17 protein-coding genes, 1 tRNA gene, 2 rRNA genes, 1 other RNA gene and 1 other annotated feature are annotated in these 16,649 nt (G+C 44.3%); of the genes, 6 read left to right on the top strand and 15 right to left on the bottom strand.

Features of this window, described 5'->3' with window-relative positions:
- From AC3EBE_RS08145 to tadA, 8 genes are all read right to left on the bottom strand, one after another.
- Window positions 1–76 (bottom strand): 16S ribosomal RNA (locus AC3EBE_RS08145); the annotation flags it as partial.
- Between the two features lie 294 nt (window positions 77–370).
- Window positions 371–634 carry a pro-sigmaK processing inhibitor BofA family protein gene (locus AC3EBE_RS08140; RefSeq protein WP_488594522.1) on the bottom strand — a complete coding sequence of 88 codons (264 nt, stop codon included), beginning with the start codon at window positions 632–634 and terminating at the stop codon, window positions 371–373.
- Between the two features lie 82 nt (window positions 635–716).
- On the bottom strand, window positions 717–938 hold the full coding sequence (locus AC3EBE_RS08135; protein ID WP_488594521.1) for a YaaL family protein: 222 nt from the start codon (window positions 936–938) through the stop codon (window positions 717–719).
- A 75-nt stretch (window positions 939–1,013) separates the two neighbouring features.
- Complete coding sequence (recR, locus tag AC3EBE_RS08130; protein ID WP_488594520.1) at window positions 1,014–1,610, bottom strand: recombination mediator RecR; 597 nt, start codon at window positions 1,608–1,610, stop codon at window positions 1,014–1,016.
- 15 nt (window positions 1,611–1,625) lie between these two features.
- Window positions 1,626–1,952, bottom strand: a complete 327-nt coding sequence (locus AC3EBE_RS08125) for a YbaB/EbfC family nucleoid-associated protein (protein WP_488594519.1) — start codon at window positions 1,950–1,952, stop codon at window positions 1,626–1,628.
- 19 nt (window positions 1,953–1,971) lie between these two features.
- Window positions 1,972–3,654: a DNA polymerase III subunit gamma/tau gene (gene dnaX / locus AC3EBE_RS08120; RefSeq protein ID WP_488594518.1), complete on the bottom strand. Its 1,683-nt coding sequence runs from the start codon at window positions 3,652–3,654 to the stop codon at window positions 1,972–1,974.
- A 162-nt stretch (window positions 3,655–3,816) separates the two neighbouring features.
- An RNA gene (ffs, locus tag AC3EBE_RS08115) (signal recognition particle sRNA large type) lies at window positions 3,817–4,081 on the bottom strand.
- Window positions 4,082–4,155: 74 nt separating this feature from the next.
- Window positions 4,156–4,680 (bottom strand): tRNA adenosine(34) deaminase TadA, encoded by a 525-nt coding sequence (tadA, locus tag AC3EBE_RS08110; protein WP_488594517.1) that lies wholly within the window; start codon window positions 4,678–4,680, stop codon window positions 4,156–4,158.
- Window positions 4,681–4,789: 109 nt separating this feature from the next.
- On the opposite strand from tadA, the gene AC3EBE_RS08105 reads away from it, so the two are divergent.
- The 4 genes from AC3EBE_RS08105 to AC3EBE_RS08090 all read left to right on the top strand — a co-directional run bounded on the left by AC3EBE_RS08105 (window position 4,790) and on the right by AC3EBE_RS08090 (window position 8,370).
- Window positions 4,790–5,329: a cysteine hydrolase family protein gene (locus AC3EBE_RS08105; protein ID WP_488594516.1), complete on the top strand. Its 540-nt coding sequence runs from the start codon at window positions 4,790–4,792 to the stop codon at window positions 5,327–5,329.
- Window positions 5,330–5,390: 61 nt separating this feature from the next.
- Window positions 5,391–6,671 (top strand): LysM peptidoglycan-binding domain-containing protein, encoded by a 1,281-nt coding sequence (locus AC3EBE_RS08100; RefSeq protein WP_488594515.1) that lies wholly within the window; start codon window positions 5,391–5,393, stop codon window positions 6,669–6,671.
- A 392-nt stretch (window positions 6,672–7,063) separates the two neighbouring features.
- Window positions 7,064–7,705 (top strand): deoxynucleoside kinase, encoded by a 642-nt coding sequence (locus AC3EBE_RS08095; RefSeq protein WP_488594514.1) that lies wholly within the window; start codon window positions 7,064–7,066, stop codon window positions 7,703–7,705.
- Window positions 7,702–8,370 carry a deoxynucleoside kinase gene (locus tag AC3EBE_RS08090; protein WP_488594513.1) on the top strand — a complete coding sequence of 223 codons (669 nt, stop codon included), beginning with the start codon at window positions 7,702–7,704 and terminating at the stop codon, window positions 8,368–8,370. Before AC3EBE_RS08095 ends, AC3EBE_RS08090 begins: the two co-directional genes overlap by 4 nt.
- Before the next feature lie 131 nt (window positions 8,371–8,501).
- On the opposite strand, the gene AC3EBE_RS08085 is transcribed toward AC3EBE_RS08090, so the two are convergent.
- From AC3EBE_RS08085 to guaB, 6 genes are all read right to left on the bottom strand, one after another.
- Window positions 8,502–8,594, bottom strand: a tRNA-Ser gene (locus tag AC3EBE_RS08085).
- Window positions 8,595–8,708: 114 nt separating this feature from the next.
- The gene (serS, locus tag AC3EBE_RS08080) at window positions 8,709–9,989 is read right to left on the bottom strand and encodes a serine--tRNA ligase (RefSeq protein WP_488594512.1); all 1,281 of its coding nucleotides are present in this window, start codon (window positions 9,987–9,989) and stop codon (window positions 8,709–8,711) included.
- A gap of 72 nt (window positions 9,990–10,061) precedes the next feature.
- Window positions 10,062–10,278, bottom strand: a binding site (T-box leader).
- A gap of 54 nt (window positions 10,279–10,332) precedes the next feature.
- A complete protein-coding gene (gene pdxT, locus AC3EBE_RS08075) occupies window positions 10,333–10,923 on the bottom strand; it encodes a pyridoxal 5'-phosphate synthase glutaminase subunit PdxT (RefSeq protein WP_488594511.1) in 591 nt (196 codons plus the stop codon).
- Between the two features lie 10 nt (window positions 10,924–10,933).
- Window positions 10,934–11,815 (bottom strand): pyridoxal 5'-phosphate synthase lyase subunit PdxS, encoded by an 882-nt coding sequence (gene pdxS, locus AC3EBE_RS08070; protein WP_488594510.1) that lies wholly within the window; start codon window positions 11,813–11,815, stop codon window positions 10,934–10,936.
- 160 nt (window positions 11,816–11,975) lie between these two features.
- Complete coding sequence (locus tag AC3EBE_RS08065; protein ID WP_488594523.1) at window positions 11,976–13,280, bottom strand: serine hydrolase; 1,305 nt, start codon at window positions 13,278–13,280, stop codon at window positions 11,976–11,978.
- Between the two features lie 222 nt (window positions 13,281–13,502).
- Window positions 13,503–14,969 carry an IMP dehydrogenase gene (guaB, locus tag AC3EBE_RS08060; protein WP_488594509.1) on the bottom strand — a complete coding sequence of 489 codons (1,467 nt, stop codon included), beginning with the start codon at window positions 14,967–14,969 and terminating at the stop codon, window positions 13,503–13,505.
- A gap of 111 nt (window positions 14,970–15,080) precedes the next feature.
- Here guaB and AC3EBE_RS08055 point away from each other — a divergent pair, with 111 nt between their 5' ends.
- On the top strand, window positions 15,081–16,034 hold the full coding sequence (locus AC3EBE_RS08055) for a YaaC family protein (RefSeq protein ID WP_488594508.1): 954 nt from the start codon (window positions 15,081–15,083) through the stop codon (window positions 16,032–16,034).
- Window positions 16,035–16,149: 115 nt separating this feature from the next.
- Window positions 16,150–16,281, top strand: a complete 132-nt coding sequence (locus tag AC3EBE_RS08050; protein WP_488594507.1) for a hypothetical protein — start codon at window positions 16,150–16,152, stop codon at window positions 16,279–16,281.
- Between the two features lie 229 nt (window positions 16,282–16,510).
- On the opposite strand, the gene rrf is transcribed toward AC3EBE_RS08050, so the two are convergent.
- Window positions 16,511–16,626, bottom strand: a 5S ribosomal RNA gene (gene rrf / locus AC3EBE_RS08045).
- Between the last annotated feature and the right edge of the window lie 23 nt (window positions 16,627–16,649).

Here is a 16,649-nt window from a genome sequence, read left to right as displayed (position 1 = left end):
TGAAGATCCGCTCGACTTGCATGTATTAGGCACGCCGCCAGCGTTCGTCCTGAGCCAGGATCAAACTCTCCAAAAAAGAGTATGAGTTTAGCTCATAATTTAAAACGTTGGCTCATGATTTTCTATAATAGAAGTCATGATAATTTATTGTTTGTTGACGCTTGTTTGTTTAGTTTTCAAAGAGCAATTTTTCGCGTCGCTTGTTGGCGACTTAAATAATATATCATACCGTCGTTGTCTCGTCAACATCTTTTTTTAAGAAGTTCAGCTGATGTCCAACAGCAACTTTAATATAATAACAACTTCTGCTTGCTTGGTCAATAGCTTTTTCAATAAAAAATGCCGCTTTTTAAAAAAGCGGCATTTCCCTTCATATAATCCACATCTGAATGGCGACAAGAGCAAATACTCCCGGGATGCCCAACAGCCCTGATATGGCTGCTGTCCCAAAATTGATTGGCACATAAACTCCAAAGCTGGTCCCAAAGGCATTGAGGAAAAATAAAAAAATTGCTCCAATCAAGATTTTCACAGCGCCCTGGCCGACAAAACGGAGCGGTTTCGTGGGCGCGCCGATGATCAGCAGCAATAATATCAATCCTCCGAGGATCGATATGACAACTATAGGATCCATACTGTTCCCCCTCATTTCAATATCTTGTACTATTTTTATGTACAAGTTATCGAAATAAGAACTTTAGTAGAGAAAACTCAAGTTATCTTGCCTTGATGGTAATCTTCCTGTGCTTCGCTTCTTTAAAGAGAAAGAAATACTTCGCTTCGGCAATTTTTGCTTCAGTGATGAATTCCTCGGATGGATCGAAGCTTCTTTCAACCAATAGCTTTTGATTATTCCAGTTTGTTTTCATGCTGCTGAGCTGTCCCAATAATTTTTGGTCGAACTCTTTTCTAAGCCATTTCTTTTTACGAAACAACATGACAGTCCTCCAGTTGAATGTAACGTTAACCAGCTATTCATTTTGGAATTGCAGTTGGGTGGATAGCCTGTCAGATTATACCTCCCGGCGCCCTTCCAATGCTTTAGAAAGTGTAACTTCATCAGCGTATTCAAGGTCTCCGCCCACAGGCAATCCGTGTGCGATTCTGGTAATCTTGATGCCTGATGGTTTTAACAGCCGGGAAATATACATCGCGGTTGCCTCTCCCTCGATATTAGGATTGGTCGCCATGATGACTTCCTGGACTGTTTCATCCTGGAGTCTCTTCAAAAGGTCAGGGATGTTGATGTCCTCTGGTCCGATGCCATCCATAGGGGAGATTGCTCCGTGAAGGACATGGTAGAGGCCATTGAATTCCTTCATTTTTTCCATAGCGATGACATCCTTGGGATCCTGTACGACACATATGATGCTCCGGTCCCGTCGCTGGTCCTCACATATATAGCAGGGATCCTGGTCAGTGATATGTCCGCATACAGAACAATATGTCAAATTCCTCTTCGCATTGACCAGGGCTTTCGCAAAATCCAATACAGTTTCTTCCTTCATGCTCAAGACGAAAAATGCCAGACGCGCGGCCGTTTTAGGGCCGATACCCGGCAATTTCATAAAGCTGTCGATCAGCTTCGATATCGGTTCAGGATAATGCATTCTTAATTATTCCTCCTAGAACATTCCCCCAGGAAGGTTCATCCCTTTTGTAAATTGTCCCATTGTTTTGTTTGATAGTTCATCTGCTTTTTTAAGAGCGTCATTTGTTGCAGCCAGCACAAGGTCCTGAAGCATATCTACATCATCTGGGTCTACTACTTCCGGCTTGATCTGAACATCAACGATTTCTTTATGGCCAGTCACGATAACTGTAACCATGCCTCCGCCAGCAGTACCTTCGATTTTTTCTTCACCTAGCTGTGCTTGTGCCTCTTCCATTTTCTTTTGCATCTTTTGCATTTGCTTCATCATATTTTGCATATTACCCATTCCACGCATCATATTAACGTTACCTCCAGTTTTAGTCTTGTATTTGTATTAATTCATCGCCAAACAATTTTTGGGCCTCGGTAATCAGTGGATCCTCATTCGCTGATGGGGAGTCCGCTGCTCCTTCGCCTCTTTGGCTGATAAAGCTTTCCCTTATTTTAAGCCACTGGTCTTCGGGCACACCGATTACCTGCATCCGCTTGCCTGTGTATTCCTGCATGGCATTGCTGGCTGTTTCAGTAAACCTGGTGTTTTCCATCGCCATTTGACAGTGTATTTCATATTTGAATTTAATCACTACAGCCGTATCGGATGCAGCAACTGGCTCTGCCTCACTAAGCAATGCAGCCTGTGAGCGCATCTGCTTTGCAGCGAGCATTTCAAGCAGGTCTCCCCAGCGGCCTTTTATTGCATGGAGATTCGCTTTCGTGGCATTCTTCAGCACCTCATTGATTTTCCCTGCTGGTGCCTGGAAGCCTTTACGATTCGTTCGCGGTGCTTTTTTAGCTGCTGCTGCCGGTTCACTCGCAGCGGCTCCTGGGTTCTGCTGAAATTGGGCCAGCTTCTCTTCAAGCTGTTCAATTCTTCTGAGCAGCGGTTCAACATTCACATTGCCGGCAGGAGATTGATTTTCCAGCTGGCATAGTTTAACGATCGCTACCTCCAGGAAGATCCGCGGATGGTTTGTCCATCGCATTTCCTGCTGTGCTTTATTCAATACTTCAATCAATTCGTAAATTTGTGCTGGCTCAATCTTGTTGGCCAGTTCCTGGAAGTCCTCATCAAGCATGACTCTTTCCATGGATTCCTCGAGTGCGGGAGCCGCTTTATATAAAAGCATATCCCGGTAAAAGTAAATGAGGTCCTCGATGAACCTTGCAGGATCCTTCCCTTGCATCAGCAATTCATCCAGTGCTTCAAGACCTGCTGCCGCATCCTTTTCAAAGATGGCTTTCGCAAGCTGATTGAGGAAGTTTTGTGATACGGTTCCGGTCACTGTTAGAGCATCCTCAAGAGTAACTCTATCCTGGCTGAATGAAATCGCCTGGTCAAGCAGGCTCAGCGCATCACGCATTCCGCCCTCTGCGGCGCGGGCAATGATTTGCAGAGCTTTCTCGTTGCAATCAACTCCAGATTCCTCAACAATTTGCTTCATCCTGCCAACTATAGCCTGAGCAGTGATTCTCTTAAAATCAAATCGCTGGCATCTTGAAATGATCGTTAACGGAATCTTATGGGGCTCAGTTGTTGCGAGGATGAAGATGACATGCTTTGGAGGCTCCTCAAGAGTTTTGAGCAGTGCGTTGAACGCCCCGATGGACAGCATATGCACTTCGTCGATGATATAGACTTTATACTTCACGACGTTCGGCGCATATTTTACCTTGTCTCGAATATCCCTGATTTCTTCAACACCATTATTCGAAGCAGCGTCAATTTCTATTACATCAGGAATAGAACCGTCTGTAATGCCACGGCAGGCATCACACTCATTGCAAGGCTCGGTAATCGGAGCTTTTTCACAGTTAACCGCTTTTGCCAAAATTTTTGCAGCACTCGTCTTTCCCGTTCCGCGAGGTCCCGAGAAAAGATAGGCATGTGATATTTTTTGTTGAAGCAGAGCATTTTGCAGTGTCGTTGTAACATGTTCCTGCCCGACCACATCAATGAACTGCTGTGGGCGCCAGACACGATATAAAGCTTGGTACGCCAATGACACCGCTCCCTTCATAATATTATCTTTCCTATTATAACGCATATTTTTTTCAATTTCACTTTTACAAATGGAAAGTTCGAGGTTTTTTCACGGGTTTCTTGAAACAACAAAAAACTCATCTCCGCTAAGGAAATGAGTTGGTTGTTTATTTAATAACTGCCGCGCACCTTCCGTCGACTGAATACCATAAGCGTTACTTAAGCAGTTAGCTCGGCCCAGGCAACCCTGCGGCACATGGGAGCGTCCACTTAATGCTGCTTCCTTCCGGACCTGACATGGTTCATGGATTCCCATTGCGCAGGACCCGGGCGTCAACACCACTTACTTAAGGCAGACCCTACAGTAAAGCAGCCTCGGGAAGGAGTTCATCCCCGCTAGAGCGGATTGCGGGTACAGGGCACCGCTACCTCCCCGACTAGCACGGCAAAATTGAAACCATATTTGGGTGTCTCAAGGACACATTCATAGTATACTAACTTCTCCTGCAAAAAGCAATGTTTAACGGCTGTCAATTCCTGTATGCTGTTCCAGTGCCTCTTTCGCAAGCCTCTTTTGCAGCTTCTTTTTTTTCCGGAGATTCCTGAAAAAGTCTGACAGCAGTGCGCTGCATTCGTCCTCCAGCACCCCGGTCACTACCTCGCTTTGATGATTGAAGCGTTCGTCCTGAAGAATATTCATGAACGTACCTGCACACCCACCTTTCGGATCCTTCGCTCCATACACCACCCTTTTCACACGTGACAGCATGATTGCGCCTGCGCACATCGGACATGGTTCCAGCGTGACATACAGGGAGGCATCTTCAAGTCTCCAGGTCCCTAGCTTCCTGCAGGCTTCGTCGATAGCCAGGACTTCCGCATGGGCAATGGAGCTTTGCCTCGTCTCACGGAGATTGTGGGCACGGGCAATGATTTCCCCATCGAGGACGATGACAGCCCCAATTGGCACTTCATCCATCTGCCCTGCTTTTTTCGCCTCTTCTATTGCTTCATACATATACTGTTCATCTGGAGTTAATGACATGGTACCCTCCGGCTGTATTGATTTTCGCCTATTACTAGCAAGTGATTTATTTCCAGCTGGTTTAAGATTCCTCCACCGGTCTAAAAATATAGCAAAGGAGAGGAACTACATGACCAAACAAGCATTATTGATTATAGACATGATCAATGATTTCAATTTTGATGAAGGTGAAGCGCTAGCCGCCAACACAAATAAGATCATTGATCCTATTTTAAAATTAAAGAAGACTTTCAATGAAAAAAATCTGCCTGTCATCTATATTAATGATCATTATAATCTATGGCAGGCTGATTTCGAAAAAATAATGGACCATTGCCGCAATGAGAAAAGCGAAGAGATTATCAACAGCATTTCCCCGGAAAAAGATAAAGATTACTTTTTAATTAAGCCCAAACATTCCGCTTTTTATGGCACAGCCCTTCACACCCTGCTTCAGCAGTTGGATGTTGATACTCTTGTACTGACAGGCATTGCCGGGAATATCTGTGTTCTTTTCACCGCAAATGACGCCTATATGCGTGAATATAACCTCATTATACCTGAGGATTGTATCGCTTCAAACGATGATCAGGACAACAACTATGCCTTAACCATGATGAGGAATGTCCTGTCCGCAGAAACAGAGCCTTCCGGTAAGCTTGGTTTATAACATACTGTATTTTCTTCCCTCATACAATGGTTGTAGCGCTAAATGCCAGGGAGGGAAGAAAATGCAAATTCATGTGGTACAGCCTAACCAGACGTTAACGCAGATTGCCCGGATTTACGGGTCAACTGTTCAGGATATTACAGAAGCAAACGAACTTCCAAATCCAAATAACCTTGTGGTTGGCCAGGCAATGGTCATCCCGATTATCGGAAGCTTTTATTGGGTGCAGCCTGGGGACACACTCTGGTCCATCTCCAGGAGATTTGGCATAGCCTATCAGGAGCTTGCCCGCATCAATGGAATTTCTGTCAATCAGCCTCTCTCAGTTGGCTTCCGCCTCTATATACCACCCCGTCCAAAAACCAGAGCTGAATTCAACGCATATGTAGAACCCCGTGGAGGCACGGTGGCCCCGGCACTTGAAAATGCTGCCCGTGAAGCTGCCCCTTATCTAACGTATCTTGCACCTTTCAGTTTTCAGGCACTCCGTGATGGATCGCTAAAAGAACCGCCGCTCAATGATTTCCCTGCCATCGCCAGAGCAAATAATAATACGCTGATGATGGTGATCACCAATCAGGAAAATGATCAGTTCAGCGATGAACTTGGCCGCATATTATTGAATGATATGGCGATACAGGACCGCTTCTTGAATAATATTGTAGCAACTGCAAAAAAATACGGCTTCCGTGATATCCATTTTGATTTTGAATTCTTAAGGCCGGCTGATCGTGAGGCTTATAACCGGTTCCTCAGGAAAGCCAGGGACCGCTTCAAGCAGGAGGGCTGGCTGATTTCAACAGCGCTTGCCCCAAAAACTAGCGCAGCCCAGCAAGGTGCATGGTATACAGCCCATGATTATAAAGCCCATGGAGAAATTGTCGACTTTGTCGTCATCATGACCTATGAATGGGGTTACAGCGGAGGGCCCGCCCAGGCCGTTTCCCCGATTGGTCCCGTTCGCCAGGTGCTCGAATATGCAATAACGGAAATTCCTCCAGGCAAAATCATGATGGGCCAGAACCTGTATGGCTATGACTGGACGCTGCCTTTTGTCCAGGGCTCCACAGCAAAAGCAGTCAGTCCCCAGCAGGCGATTGAAATAGCTGCCAACAACAAAGTAGCTATACAATATGATACAAGAGCCCAGGCCCCGACCTTCAGGTATACTGCAGACGGAAAGCAGCATGAAGTTTGGTTCGAAGACGCCCGCTCGATCCAGGCGAAATTTGACCTGATCAAGGAACTTAAACTAAGGGGAATGAGCTATTGGAAACTGGGCCTTTCCTTCCCGCAGAACTGGCTATTGATCCAGGAAAACTTCAATGTGGTAAAAAGATAATCCAAAAGTCCGTTTTTCCTTATAGGAATTAAGTAATTAACAAAATTTTATAAAAAATTCATACTCAGAAAAATTTTTACAGATTTCGATATTATTAGACAGGCGCAGTATTCATGCGGCTGTCTTCTTTTTTTGCTAAAATTGCCTCTTAATATTCCGTATCCATTCTATACCATGGTGTGATAAAATGGATTTTGCTATTTATATGCCAGAAATGTAAACCACATAGAAAAGCAACAGCACCTTTTAAAGCGGAAATTTCGACAAATACCGCCAGACAACATGACGTTATGGACGAACTTACTCTTTAAAGCGGCCTGCTGAAGCTAAAATTATATCCAGGGTAAGAATATACTATTATACCTTGGAACAACGGAGAGGGAGGACATGCTGTGGAAGGTACACCTTTTATAACGGTTGAAGGACCGATTGGCATTGGAAAAACATCATTGGCCCGTGCCATTTCCGAGCGGTTTCAATTTGCACTATTGAAGGAAATTGTTGATGAAAATCCATTCCTGGGGAAATTTTACGATAATATCGAAGAGTGGAGTTTCCAGACAGAGATGTTTTTTCTATGTAATCGATACAAGCAGCTTGGAGATATTAATGAACATTACCTCAGCAAAAACAAGTCTGTCGTAGCTGATTATCATATAATGAAGAACCTGATCTTCGCACAGCGTACTCTGAATGAACAGGAATACAGCAAGTATCTTGATATTTATCACATCCTGACAAAAGATATGCCAAAGCCAAATGTCATCATTTATCTTAATGCGAGCCTTGATACGCTGCTTAAGCGGATCAAGATGCGCGGGCGAGAAGTGGAAAAGAATATCAGTCCATTATATCTTGAGCAATTATCCCTTGATTATGAACAGACCATGTTCCAATTTGAGCAGGAGCATCCTGAAATCCCTGTCCTTCGCTTCAGCGGAGATGATCTGGATTTTGTCAAAAATGAAGCAGACCTGCAGCTGATCATCGACCAGCTTACAGCATCATTAAGGAAAAGGAGCGTACAACCATGAATCTAAGAGTAAAATATGACATCCCAGCCAATGCGGTCATCACGATTGCCGGTACAGTAGGAGTCGGCAAATCCACAATGACAAATGCACTGGCAGATGCCCTGCGGTTCCGTACATCCTTTGAAAAGGTAGACACGAATCCATACCTTGATAAGTTCTATGCTGACTTTGAACGTTGGAGCTTCCACTTGCAAATTTATTTCCTTGCTGAGCGTTTCAAGGAACAAAAAAGGATTTTTGAATATGGCGGCGGCTTCATCCAGGACCGCTCCATTTACGAAGATACAGGCATCTTCGCCAAAATGCATTATGAAAAGGGCACGATGTCACCAGTTGATTATGAAACATATAAGAGCCTTTTCGATGCAATGGTCATGACACCATATTTCCCGCATCCTGACCTATTGATTTACCTTGAAGGTTCCCTTGATGATATCCTTGAACGCATTAAGCTTAGAGGCCGTCCAATGGAGCAGCAGACTCCGATCTCTTATTGGGAAGAAATGCATGGACGTTATGAGAACTGGATCAACAACTTCAATGCATGCCCAGTTCTGCGCTTGAACATCAATGACTATGATCTGTTCAACAACCCTGAATCGATTGAGCCAATCGTTGAGAAAATCGCAGCACACATCAAGCAAACTCAATTATTGAAAAAATAAGCCGCCAATTGGGCGGCTTTTATTTTTTGTATATCAAAAATGCACATAAAAAAGCCCGTTACATAAGTAACGGGCTTTTTTACACAATCTCCAAATTGTTTTATGCGTTAATGCTTTAATTGAAAAATTAATGGAGGAGGTAGAGGGATTCGAACCCCCGCGCGGTGTTACCCGCCTGTCGGTTTTCAAGACCGATCCCTTCAGCCAGACTTGGGTATACCTCCGAGACAAGAAATATAATATCATGTATTTTAAATCGAGTCAACACATCTTTTGAATTTTTTTCGGGCAAGTTTTATAAACCTGCCCGAATGCTATTATTTCCTGTATTGATTGGCTTATTCCGGTGCGATTACTTCGCGATTTCCCATATATGGACGCAATACTTCCGGGATGATGACACTGCCATCTTCCTGCTGGTAGTTTTCAAGGATTGCCGCAACTGTTCTGCCGATCGCAAGTCCAGAGCCATTCAATGTGTGAACATGCTCCGGCTTCGCCTTGGCTTCACGGCGGAAACGGATATTTGCACGGCGCGCCTGGAAGCTTTCAAAATTACTGCAAGAAGAGATTTCCCGGTACATGCCATAGCTTGGGATCCATACCTCGATGTCATACTTTTTCGCAGCTGTAAAGCCGAGGTCTGCAGAACACATGCTCAGGACACGGTAAGGAAGGCCAAGCAGCTGAAGGACTTTCTCAGCATGACCAGTAAGCTTCTCAAGCTCAGCATAAGAATCCTCTGGCTTGACGAATTTCACTAATTCCACCTTATTGAACTGGTGCTGACGGATAAGACCGCGCGTATCACGGCCGGCAGACCCAGCTTCAGAACGGAAGCAAGCACTGTACGCCGCATAGTTGATCGGCAGCTGGTCACCGCTCAGGATTTCATCACGGTGCATATTCGTTACTGGTACCTCCGCAGTCGGAATCAGGAAGTAATCTTCACTTTCGATGCGGAATGCATCCTCTTCGAATTTAGGGAGCTGGCCAGTGCCAGTCATGCTTGCTCGGTTAACCATATAAGGAGGCAGAACTTCCTTGTAGCCATGCTCATCAACATGGAGGTCAAGCATGAAGCTGATCAATGCTCGCTCAAGACGGGCGCCTAAGCCCTTGTAAAAGACGAAACGGCTGCCGGTTACTTTTCCAGCTCGTTCGAAATCAAGGATTTGCAGGTGCTCAGCAACATCCCAGTGAGGCTTAGGTTCAAATTCAAAATTGCGTAATTCGCCCCACTTGCGGACTTCTACATTATCATCTTCTGTTTCACCGATTGGAACACTCTCATGAGGGATATTCGGAATGCTGAGCATAAGAGCTTCTAACTCTTCTTCTACAACACGGAGCTGGTCATCCAATTCCTTGATTTTGTCGCCCACTTCACGCATTTCTGCGATTAGGTGATCAGCATCCTGCTTTTCACGCTTTAATGCAGCAACCTGCTGGGTCACTTCATTTCTGCGGCTCTTCAGCTGCTCAGTTTCAAGGATGAGCTCCCTGCGTTTTACATCCAAATCCTCAAATTTTCCAAAATCGCTTAAATCTTCACCGCGGTGCTGGAGCTTTTGTTTTACTTCTTCAAAATTAGCTCGTAGGTATTTTACATCTAACACTGGTGGTTCCTCCTTTTTCTTTTTAGATACGGTTGCTTCCTTGATAAAAAAACAAAAAACTCCCGTCCCCATGAAAGGGACGAGAGTTAACCCGCGTTGCCACCCTAGTTGAAAGCATAAATTGCTTTCCACTCATAAAATAACGGTTTTTACCGAAAGTATTTACTGGCCAAATGGCGTTCCATACTCTGCTCGAGGGCGGATTCATATGTTCCAGACACCGGTTTGCACCAACCACCGGCTCTCTTAAGAATGAAAACAGACTACTAATCCCTCTCATAGCTTTTTAGGTATCGAATTTTAATACATAATTTACTACAATTATGTTCGACTTGCAAGCGGTTTATGCAAAGTTTTTCGATTTGGACTCCTCAACCATTTTCACGAAATAATTCATCAGCCGATAGTCATCGGTCAATTCCGGATGGAAGGAGCAGCCTAAAAACTGGCCATCACGCGCAGCAACAATTCGATCGTTATGCTTTGCGAGCACCTCGACATTTTCACCGGCCTCGACGATATGGGGCGCGCGGATGAATACCGCATTGAAATCGTTCCCGACTCCGGCAATGGTGATATCCGCTTCAAAGCTTTCACGCTGGCGTCCGAAGGAATTTCTTTCGACCTTCACGTCCATGACACCAATATGCGGAGCATCATAGCCTTCCAATTCTTTGGCCAGCAGAATCAGCCCTGCACAAGTACCAAACATCGGTTTCCCATCTGCCGCAAACTTTTTCAGTTCTTCCATAAATCCATATTTATCAATCAATCTGCGAATGGCTGTGCTTTCTCCACCAGGAATGATCAGCCCATCCATTTCTTCCAGCTGTTCAGGTCTCTTGATGACCACTCCTTCAGCACCTGATGCTTCAATCGCCCAGATGTGCTCACGGACAGCTCCCTGTAAGCCAAGAACTCCTATTTTCACCATAACAGGCCCCTTACCAGCCGCGGTCCTGCATGCGGGCTTCTGGAGCTAGTGAGGAGATTTCCATGCCCTTCATCGGGATTCCCAGGCCTTTCGAGATGTTCGCAATCAACTCGTAATCCTGATAGTGAGTAGTAGCTTCAACAATCGCTCTCGCAAACTTGGCCGGATTCTCAGATTTAAAGATTCCGGAGCCAACAAATACTCCGTCTGCACCTAACTGCATCATAAGTGCAGCATCTGCTGGCGTCGCTACACCGCCTGCTGCAAAGTTAACAACCGGAAGGCGCCCTAGCTGCTTAATTTCTAGAAGAAGCTCATATGGAGCCCCTAGAAGCTTAGCTTCTGTCATAAGCTCATCCATGTCCATAGCGACAACCTTGCGGACCTGTGCGTTCACCTTGCGGATATGGCGTACTGCCTCCACAATGTTGCCTGTTCCCGGCTCGCCCTTTGTACGCAGCATGGAAGCTCCTTCGCCAATCCTGCGCGCAGCTTCGCCAAGGTCGCGGCAGCCGCACACGAACGGTACAGTATAATCTCTTTTATTCAAGTGGTATTCTTCATCAGCAGGAGTCAATACTTCACTCTCATCGATATAATCAACACCCATCGCTTCAAGAACCCGTGCTTCGACGATGTGACCAATCCTTGCTTTTGCCATAACGGGAATAGTGACAGCATTCATAACTTCTTCAACGATACGAGGATCAGCCATTCTTGCAACGCCGCCGGCCGCACGGATATCAGAAGGAACACGCTCTAATGCCATTACAGCAACAGCGCCAGCTTCTTCTGCAATCTTTGCCTGCTCAGCATTGACAACGTCCATGATGACGCCGCCCTTTTGCATTTCTGCCATCCCACGTTTAACACGATCAGTACCTGTCTTCATTCTTTTTCCCCCTTGTCCCTTGTAAAAGGATTATATGTAAGCAACTACACTAACTCAAAAGCAGACTTATTAAGTCGGATTTTAGTTACCCTAATGAAAATAAACAATAAAAAAGGCTTCCTGTCAAGACAGGAAGCCTTTATCTTTAGAATATAAAATTTTAAAACCAGCCTTTAACTGAATCGGCAATACCGCCAAACAGATCTCCGAAGAAACCGCCGATGCCGCGCATCATCAATACAAACCAGTTTGCCTTTTCTACACTCTCACCAGCAACTACTGGCACCTGGACTTGCTTAAGGCCATCTTCGGTAAGGAAGCTGATGTCCTCGCCCTTTTTGGACTTGACAGTCATATAGCCTACCTGCTCGCCTTTTTTAATCGGGGCAGTCAGTTCGCCATTCTTGTTCAGTTTCTTTTTATCTAAAACCAGAACAGGAGTATATTGATCCTTTTCACCATTCTTTACAGGCATGGTGATTGACGCTTTTGTCTGGATTTTAACTTTGTCTTCCTTACCCTTGGTTACAGGAAGAGTTTTCTTCGTTTTAAGCTGATAATTCTTTTTCACTAATTCTTCTTTTGTAAAGTTATTGAATGCATAATCAAGGATTTTCCGGGTTTCAGCAAAACGGCTATCCTTCGAATCTGCTTTCATGATGACTGAAATATATCTTTGGCCATTTCTCATCGCCGTAGCTGTGAAACCATAACCAGCAAAATCTGTAGAACCCGTCTTCAGTCCATCAACACCATCGTAAGGGAAAATAAGCTCTGGAAGCATCCAGTTGAAATTCTTGTACTCTCTTCCATCCCTGAACTTCAAGGAAGGCATGCTTGCTGTTTCCAATACTTCCGGATAATCCTTCAATAAACGGTAAGCAAGTTTTGCCAGAGAACGGGCTGACATGACGTTTTCTTCGTCAGGATTGCCCGCAGGGTGCTTTCCTAGTAAATCTCTGTTATTCAAACCAGAAGAGTTAACAAATTTAACATCCTTCAAGCCTAGCTCAGCTGCTTTTTTATTCATTTTTTCGACATGGTTCTTCTCTGTACCTGAAAGTACTTCAGCAAGTGCTACAGTAGCAGCATTACCAGAGTGGATCGCCATAGCCTGGTATAATTCTTTTACAGTATAATCCTCACCTTGTGTCAGGCCGACATTCGACAGGCCAGGTGCTCCAGAAAGCTTGTGGACATATTCATTGATCTTAACCTTTTGGTCCCACTGAAGCTTGCCCTTTTTAATGGCTTCAAGCACCATATACTCGGTCATCATCTTTGACATCGAAGCTACACCAAGGACAACATCGGAGTTTTTCTCGTATAATACTTTTCCTGTGTCTGCATCAACCAGGATTGCAGCTTCTGCTTCAATTCCTAACTGGTCACCAGCAGCCTCTGCTTCCATTGAAAATCCTGAAAATACGGTTGCAATCGCTAAAATGAATGTAGCGAAGAACATAGAAAGCTGTTTCTGTTTTCGATTCAAGGCGACTTTCCCTCCAACTTTATTAAAATAATCTATTAACCTTTTATATTAATGACCCCAAAAATCACACCCGTTAAGTTTAACACAAAAAAAACGAAAAAAATAGACAGAGAATAGTCACTCTGTCTATTGTAAAATCAGGAAAATATCTTTTGTTTTTGTAGGTATAAAGCCTTATTGCTAGCTTTTTTTCATTTATGACATAGAGTAATTCGGTGCTTCTTTTGTGATTTGGACATCATGCGGATGGCTTTCTCTTAATCCTGCGCCAGTCATCCTGATGAATTGGGAGTTCTCCCTTAATTGTTCCAGGTTTGCTGTACCACAGTAACCCATTCCGGAACGTATGCCACCGACTAATTGGTAAATTGTATCCGATAGCGGTCCTTTATAAGGAATCCTTCCTTCGATTCCTTCTGGAACGAATTTTTTATTATCCTCCTGGAAGTATCGATCCTTCGAGCCCTTTTCCATTGCTCCTACAGAACCCATGCCTCGGTATACCTTGAATCTGCGTCCCTGATAGATTTCCGTTTCACCAGGGCTTTCAGATACACCTGCCAGAAGGCTTCCTAGCATGACGGCATGTCCACCCGCAGCAAGTGCTTTGACGATGTCACCGGAGTACTTGATGCCCCCGTCGGCGATAATGGCCTTACCATGCTTGCGTGCTTCAGTCGCACAATCGTATACAGCTGTGATTTGCGGTACGCCTACACCTGCGACAACTCTTGTTGTACAAATGGAGCCAGGTCCAATACCGACCTTGACGATATCGGCGCCAGCCTCAATCAAATCTCTTGTTGCTTCTGCAGTTGCCACATTTCCAGCAATAATATTCAGATTGGGATAGCTTTCACGAATCTGCCTAACCGTCTCCAGGACACCGCGTGAGTGGCCGTGTGCAGTATCAACCACGATTACATCGACATTCGCTTTCACAAGCATCTCAACACGCTTCATCGTGTCACCAGTGACGCCTACAGCAGCTCCTGCAAGCAGCCTGCCTTGTGCATCCTTTGATGAGTTAGGGAATTCAATCACCTTTTCAATATCTTTTATGGTGATCAGTCCTTTTAACACGCCTTCGTCATTTACTAGTGGGAGTTTTTCTATCTTATGGCACTGAAGGATCTGTTCCGCCTCAGCCAGTGTCGTACCTACTGAAGCTGTCACCAGATTGGTCTTTGTCATTACTTCTTCTATTTTCATCGAGTAATCCTGGATAAATCGCATGTCACGGTTGGTGATGATTCCGACAAGTTTTTGTTCATTCTCATTATTTACAATAGGAACACCAGAAATCCTGTACTTTGCCATAAGATGCTCTGCATCAAAAACCTGATGGTCTGGAGTCAGGAAAAACGGATCGGTAATGACCCCGCTTTCCGAACGTTTTACTTTTTCAACCTGCTCAGCCTGCTGTTCGATCGACATATTTTTGTGGATGATGCCAAGTCCGCCTTGCCTTGCAATGGAAATCGCCAGCTCAGCTTCGGTAACAGTATCCATCCCGGCACTGATGATTGGAATGTTTAAATTCAAGGTCTCCGTAAGGCTTACCTTAAGGCTGACATCCTTTGGCAGGACCTCAGATTTTGCCGGTACTAACAGCACATCATCAAACGTTAATCCTTCTTTTACAAATTTACTTTCCCACATAGTAAATGACCCCCTTTTAGAAAATATTATTTGTAGGTTATCAATTGGTTAAAATACTGTCAAGAAAGGTGTTATTTGTCCGATTTTTCAAATAACTTGGAGGTTTTTTATGTGTCTTTGCCTTATAAAGAATGGAATAGCTACACACTCTTTTTTTCAGCTGAATATTCCCAAGCTTACCTGAAAAAATGCTACCAAAAGTTGAATCTTGATCAGCCAGAATTAAAAAGCTTTGAAAATTGTTATCCCTTTATGTATTATCTCGAGCATGGAAAACTTTATTATGAACAGGCGGAAAAATCACCGCTGGCAATCCAGCCGATTATGCTCTTTTATGGACTGGTCCATTTAATAAAAGCATGTATACTCACTGTTGCTCCTGATTATCCTGAAACTACTTCTGTCCTGGCTCATGGGGTTTCAACTCGTAAACGGAAAAAGCAGCAGTACAGCTTTACGGAGGATGAAGTGAAATTCCAGAAGAACGGCTTATTCTCGCTAATGGCTGAGAAAATGTTCCACATGAAACAACTGGAAGGCGAGAAGGCAACAATGGGGGAAGTAATGGAATTAATACCGGAGCTTTCCACCCTTTATTTAGCATTGAAGCGTCAAAACAGCTTTCAGAAAGTAGAGAAAGCTGATTCTGTCTACTCGTTGCCAAAAAGTATTATCGATCATTTCCATATGACTGAAAATCGTTTCAAGGAGTATTTCCAAAGCAAATCCGTAATACCCCTTTCCTTTTTAAAAGAAGATCAGCAGAATATTTATTTCAAGGCTAATATCGCAGAAGCCTCTGAACCGCTGCCGCTTCGATATAACCTTGAAGAACAACATTATTCCTTTCCTTTAAACAAAGGAGAATTATTCTTATTTCCAGAATTGCTGCTGCATTATTTGCTGTTATACAATCTTGGGATGATTGCCCGCTATGAAACAGAATGGTGGAGTGAGCTGATCAAAATGATGCCAAACGAGGATTATCCCTTAATTCAAACCTTTCTAAGCTCAACGATAAAAAAAGGCCCTTACTTAATTTACCAATATCTGATGAACAAGTAATATAACAAGGCTGAGGCTGCCACCTGCAGCAGCATAATGCATATGAGCGTTTATTATAGCCCAAATCGGGAATCTCTTATATATGAAAACAAGAATTCCAAGGAGGGACTAACAAATGGACAGAAAAAAATTAATGATGACAACCGTTGCTTTAGGAACCGCATATCTGCTGAGAGACCAGAAATCACGTGCAAACGTAATGGGCCAATTAAAGTCGCTTGGGACAAATAAGAAAAAGAAAAATTAAGCGGGAAAACCCCCTGGCATAGCCGCCAGGGGGTTTTGTCATACCAGGCTAGCCTAACCCCTCCGAATTGGTTTTGAATGGTTCGCAAGGAGTGTGAAGCCAACTGGTTGTGAGAATAACGATAATAACAGGGGAAAAACGAGGTTAACATTGTTCATCCCACCATTCCATCGATGATCAAACCTTTTAAAACAAAAAAAGAACAGCCATATCAGCTGTTCTTTCGTGTGCCCGGCGGCGTCCTACTCTCACAGGGGGAAACCCCCAACTACCATCGGCGCTGAGAAGCTTAACTTCCGTGTTCGGTATGGGAACGGGTGTGACCTTCTCGCCATCGCCACCAGACTATTTGTTTGAGGTTTTGTACC

The organism is Mesobacillus sp. (genome assembly GCF_057785455.1).
This window is presented reverse-complemented; position numbering and strand designations above follow the sequence as displayed.

Bases quoted from the DNA above. Each gene is read 5' to 3' on its own strand.
- AC3EBE_RS08125 (WP_488594519.1), bottom strand. From the start codon at position 1,952: ATGATGCGTGGAATGGGTAATATGCAAAATATGATGAAGCAAATGCAA.
- pdxT (WP_488594511.1), bottom strand. From the start codon at position 10,923: ATGGTGAAAATAGGAGTTCTTGGCTTACAGGGAGCTGTCCGTGAGCAC.
- AC3EBE_RS08065 (WP_488594523.1), bottom strand. From the start codon at position 13,280: ATGTTCTTCGCTACATTCATTTTAGCGATTGCAACCGTATTTTCAGGA.
- AC3EBE_RS08050 (WP_488594507.1), top strand. From the start codon at position 16,150: ATGGACAGAAAAAAATTAATGATGACAACCGTTGCTTTAGGAACCGCA.
- recR (WP_488594520.1), bottom strand. From the start codon at position 1,610: ATGCATTATCCTGAACCGATATCGAAGCTGATCGACAGCTTTATGAAA.
- AC3EBE_RS08140 (WP_488594522.1), bottom strand. From the start codon at position 634: ATGGATCCTATAGTTGTCATATCGATCCTCGGAGGATTGATATTATTG.
- AC3EBE_RS08090 (WP_488594513.1), top strand. From the start codon at position 7,702: ATGAATCTAAGAGTAAAATATGACATCCCAGCCAATGCGGTCATCACG.
- tadA (WP_488594517.1), bottom strand. From the start codon at position 4,680: ATGTCATTAACTCCAGATGAACAGTATATGTATGAAGCAATAGAAGAG.
- AC3EBE_RS08100 (WP_488594515.1), top strand. From the start codon at position 5,391: ATGCAAATTCATGTGGTACAGCCTAACCAGACGTTAACGCAGATTGCC.
- AC3EBE_RS08105 (WP_488594516.1), top strand. From the start codon at position 4,790: ATGACCAAACAAGCATTATTGATTATAGACATGATCAATGATTTCAAT.
- AC3EBE_RS08135 (WP_488594521.1), bottom strand. From the start codon at position 938: ATGTTGTTTCGTAAAAAGAAATGGCTTAGAAAAGAGTTCGACCAAAAA.
- guaB (WP_488594509.1), bottom strand. From the start codon at position 14,969: ATGTGGGAAAGTAAATTTGTAAAAGAAGGATTAACGTTTGATGATGTG.
- pdxS (WP_488594510.1), bottom strand. From the start codon at position 11,815: ATGAAGACAGGTACTGATCGTGTTAAACGTGGGATGGCAGAAATGCAA.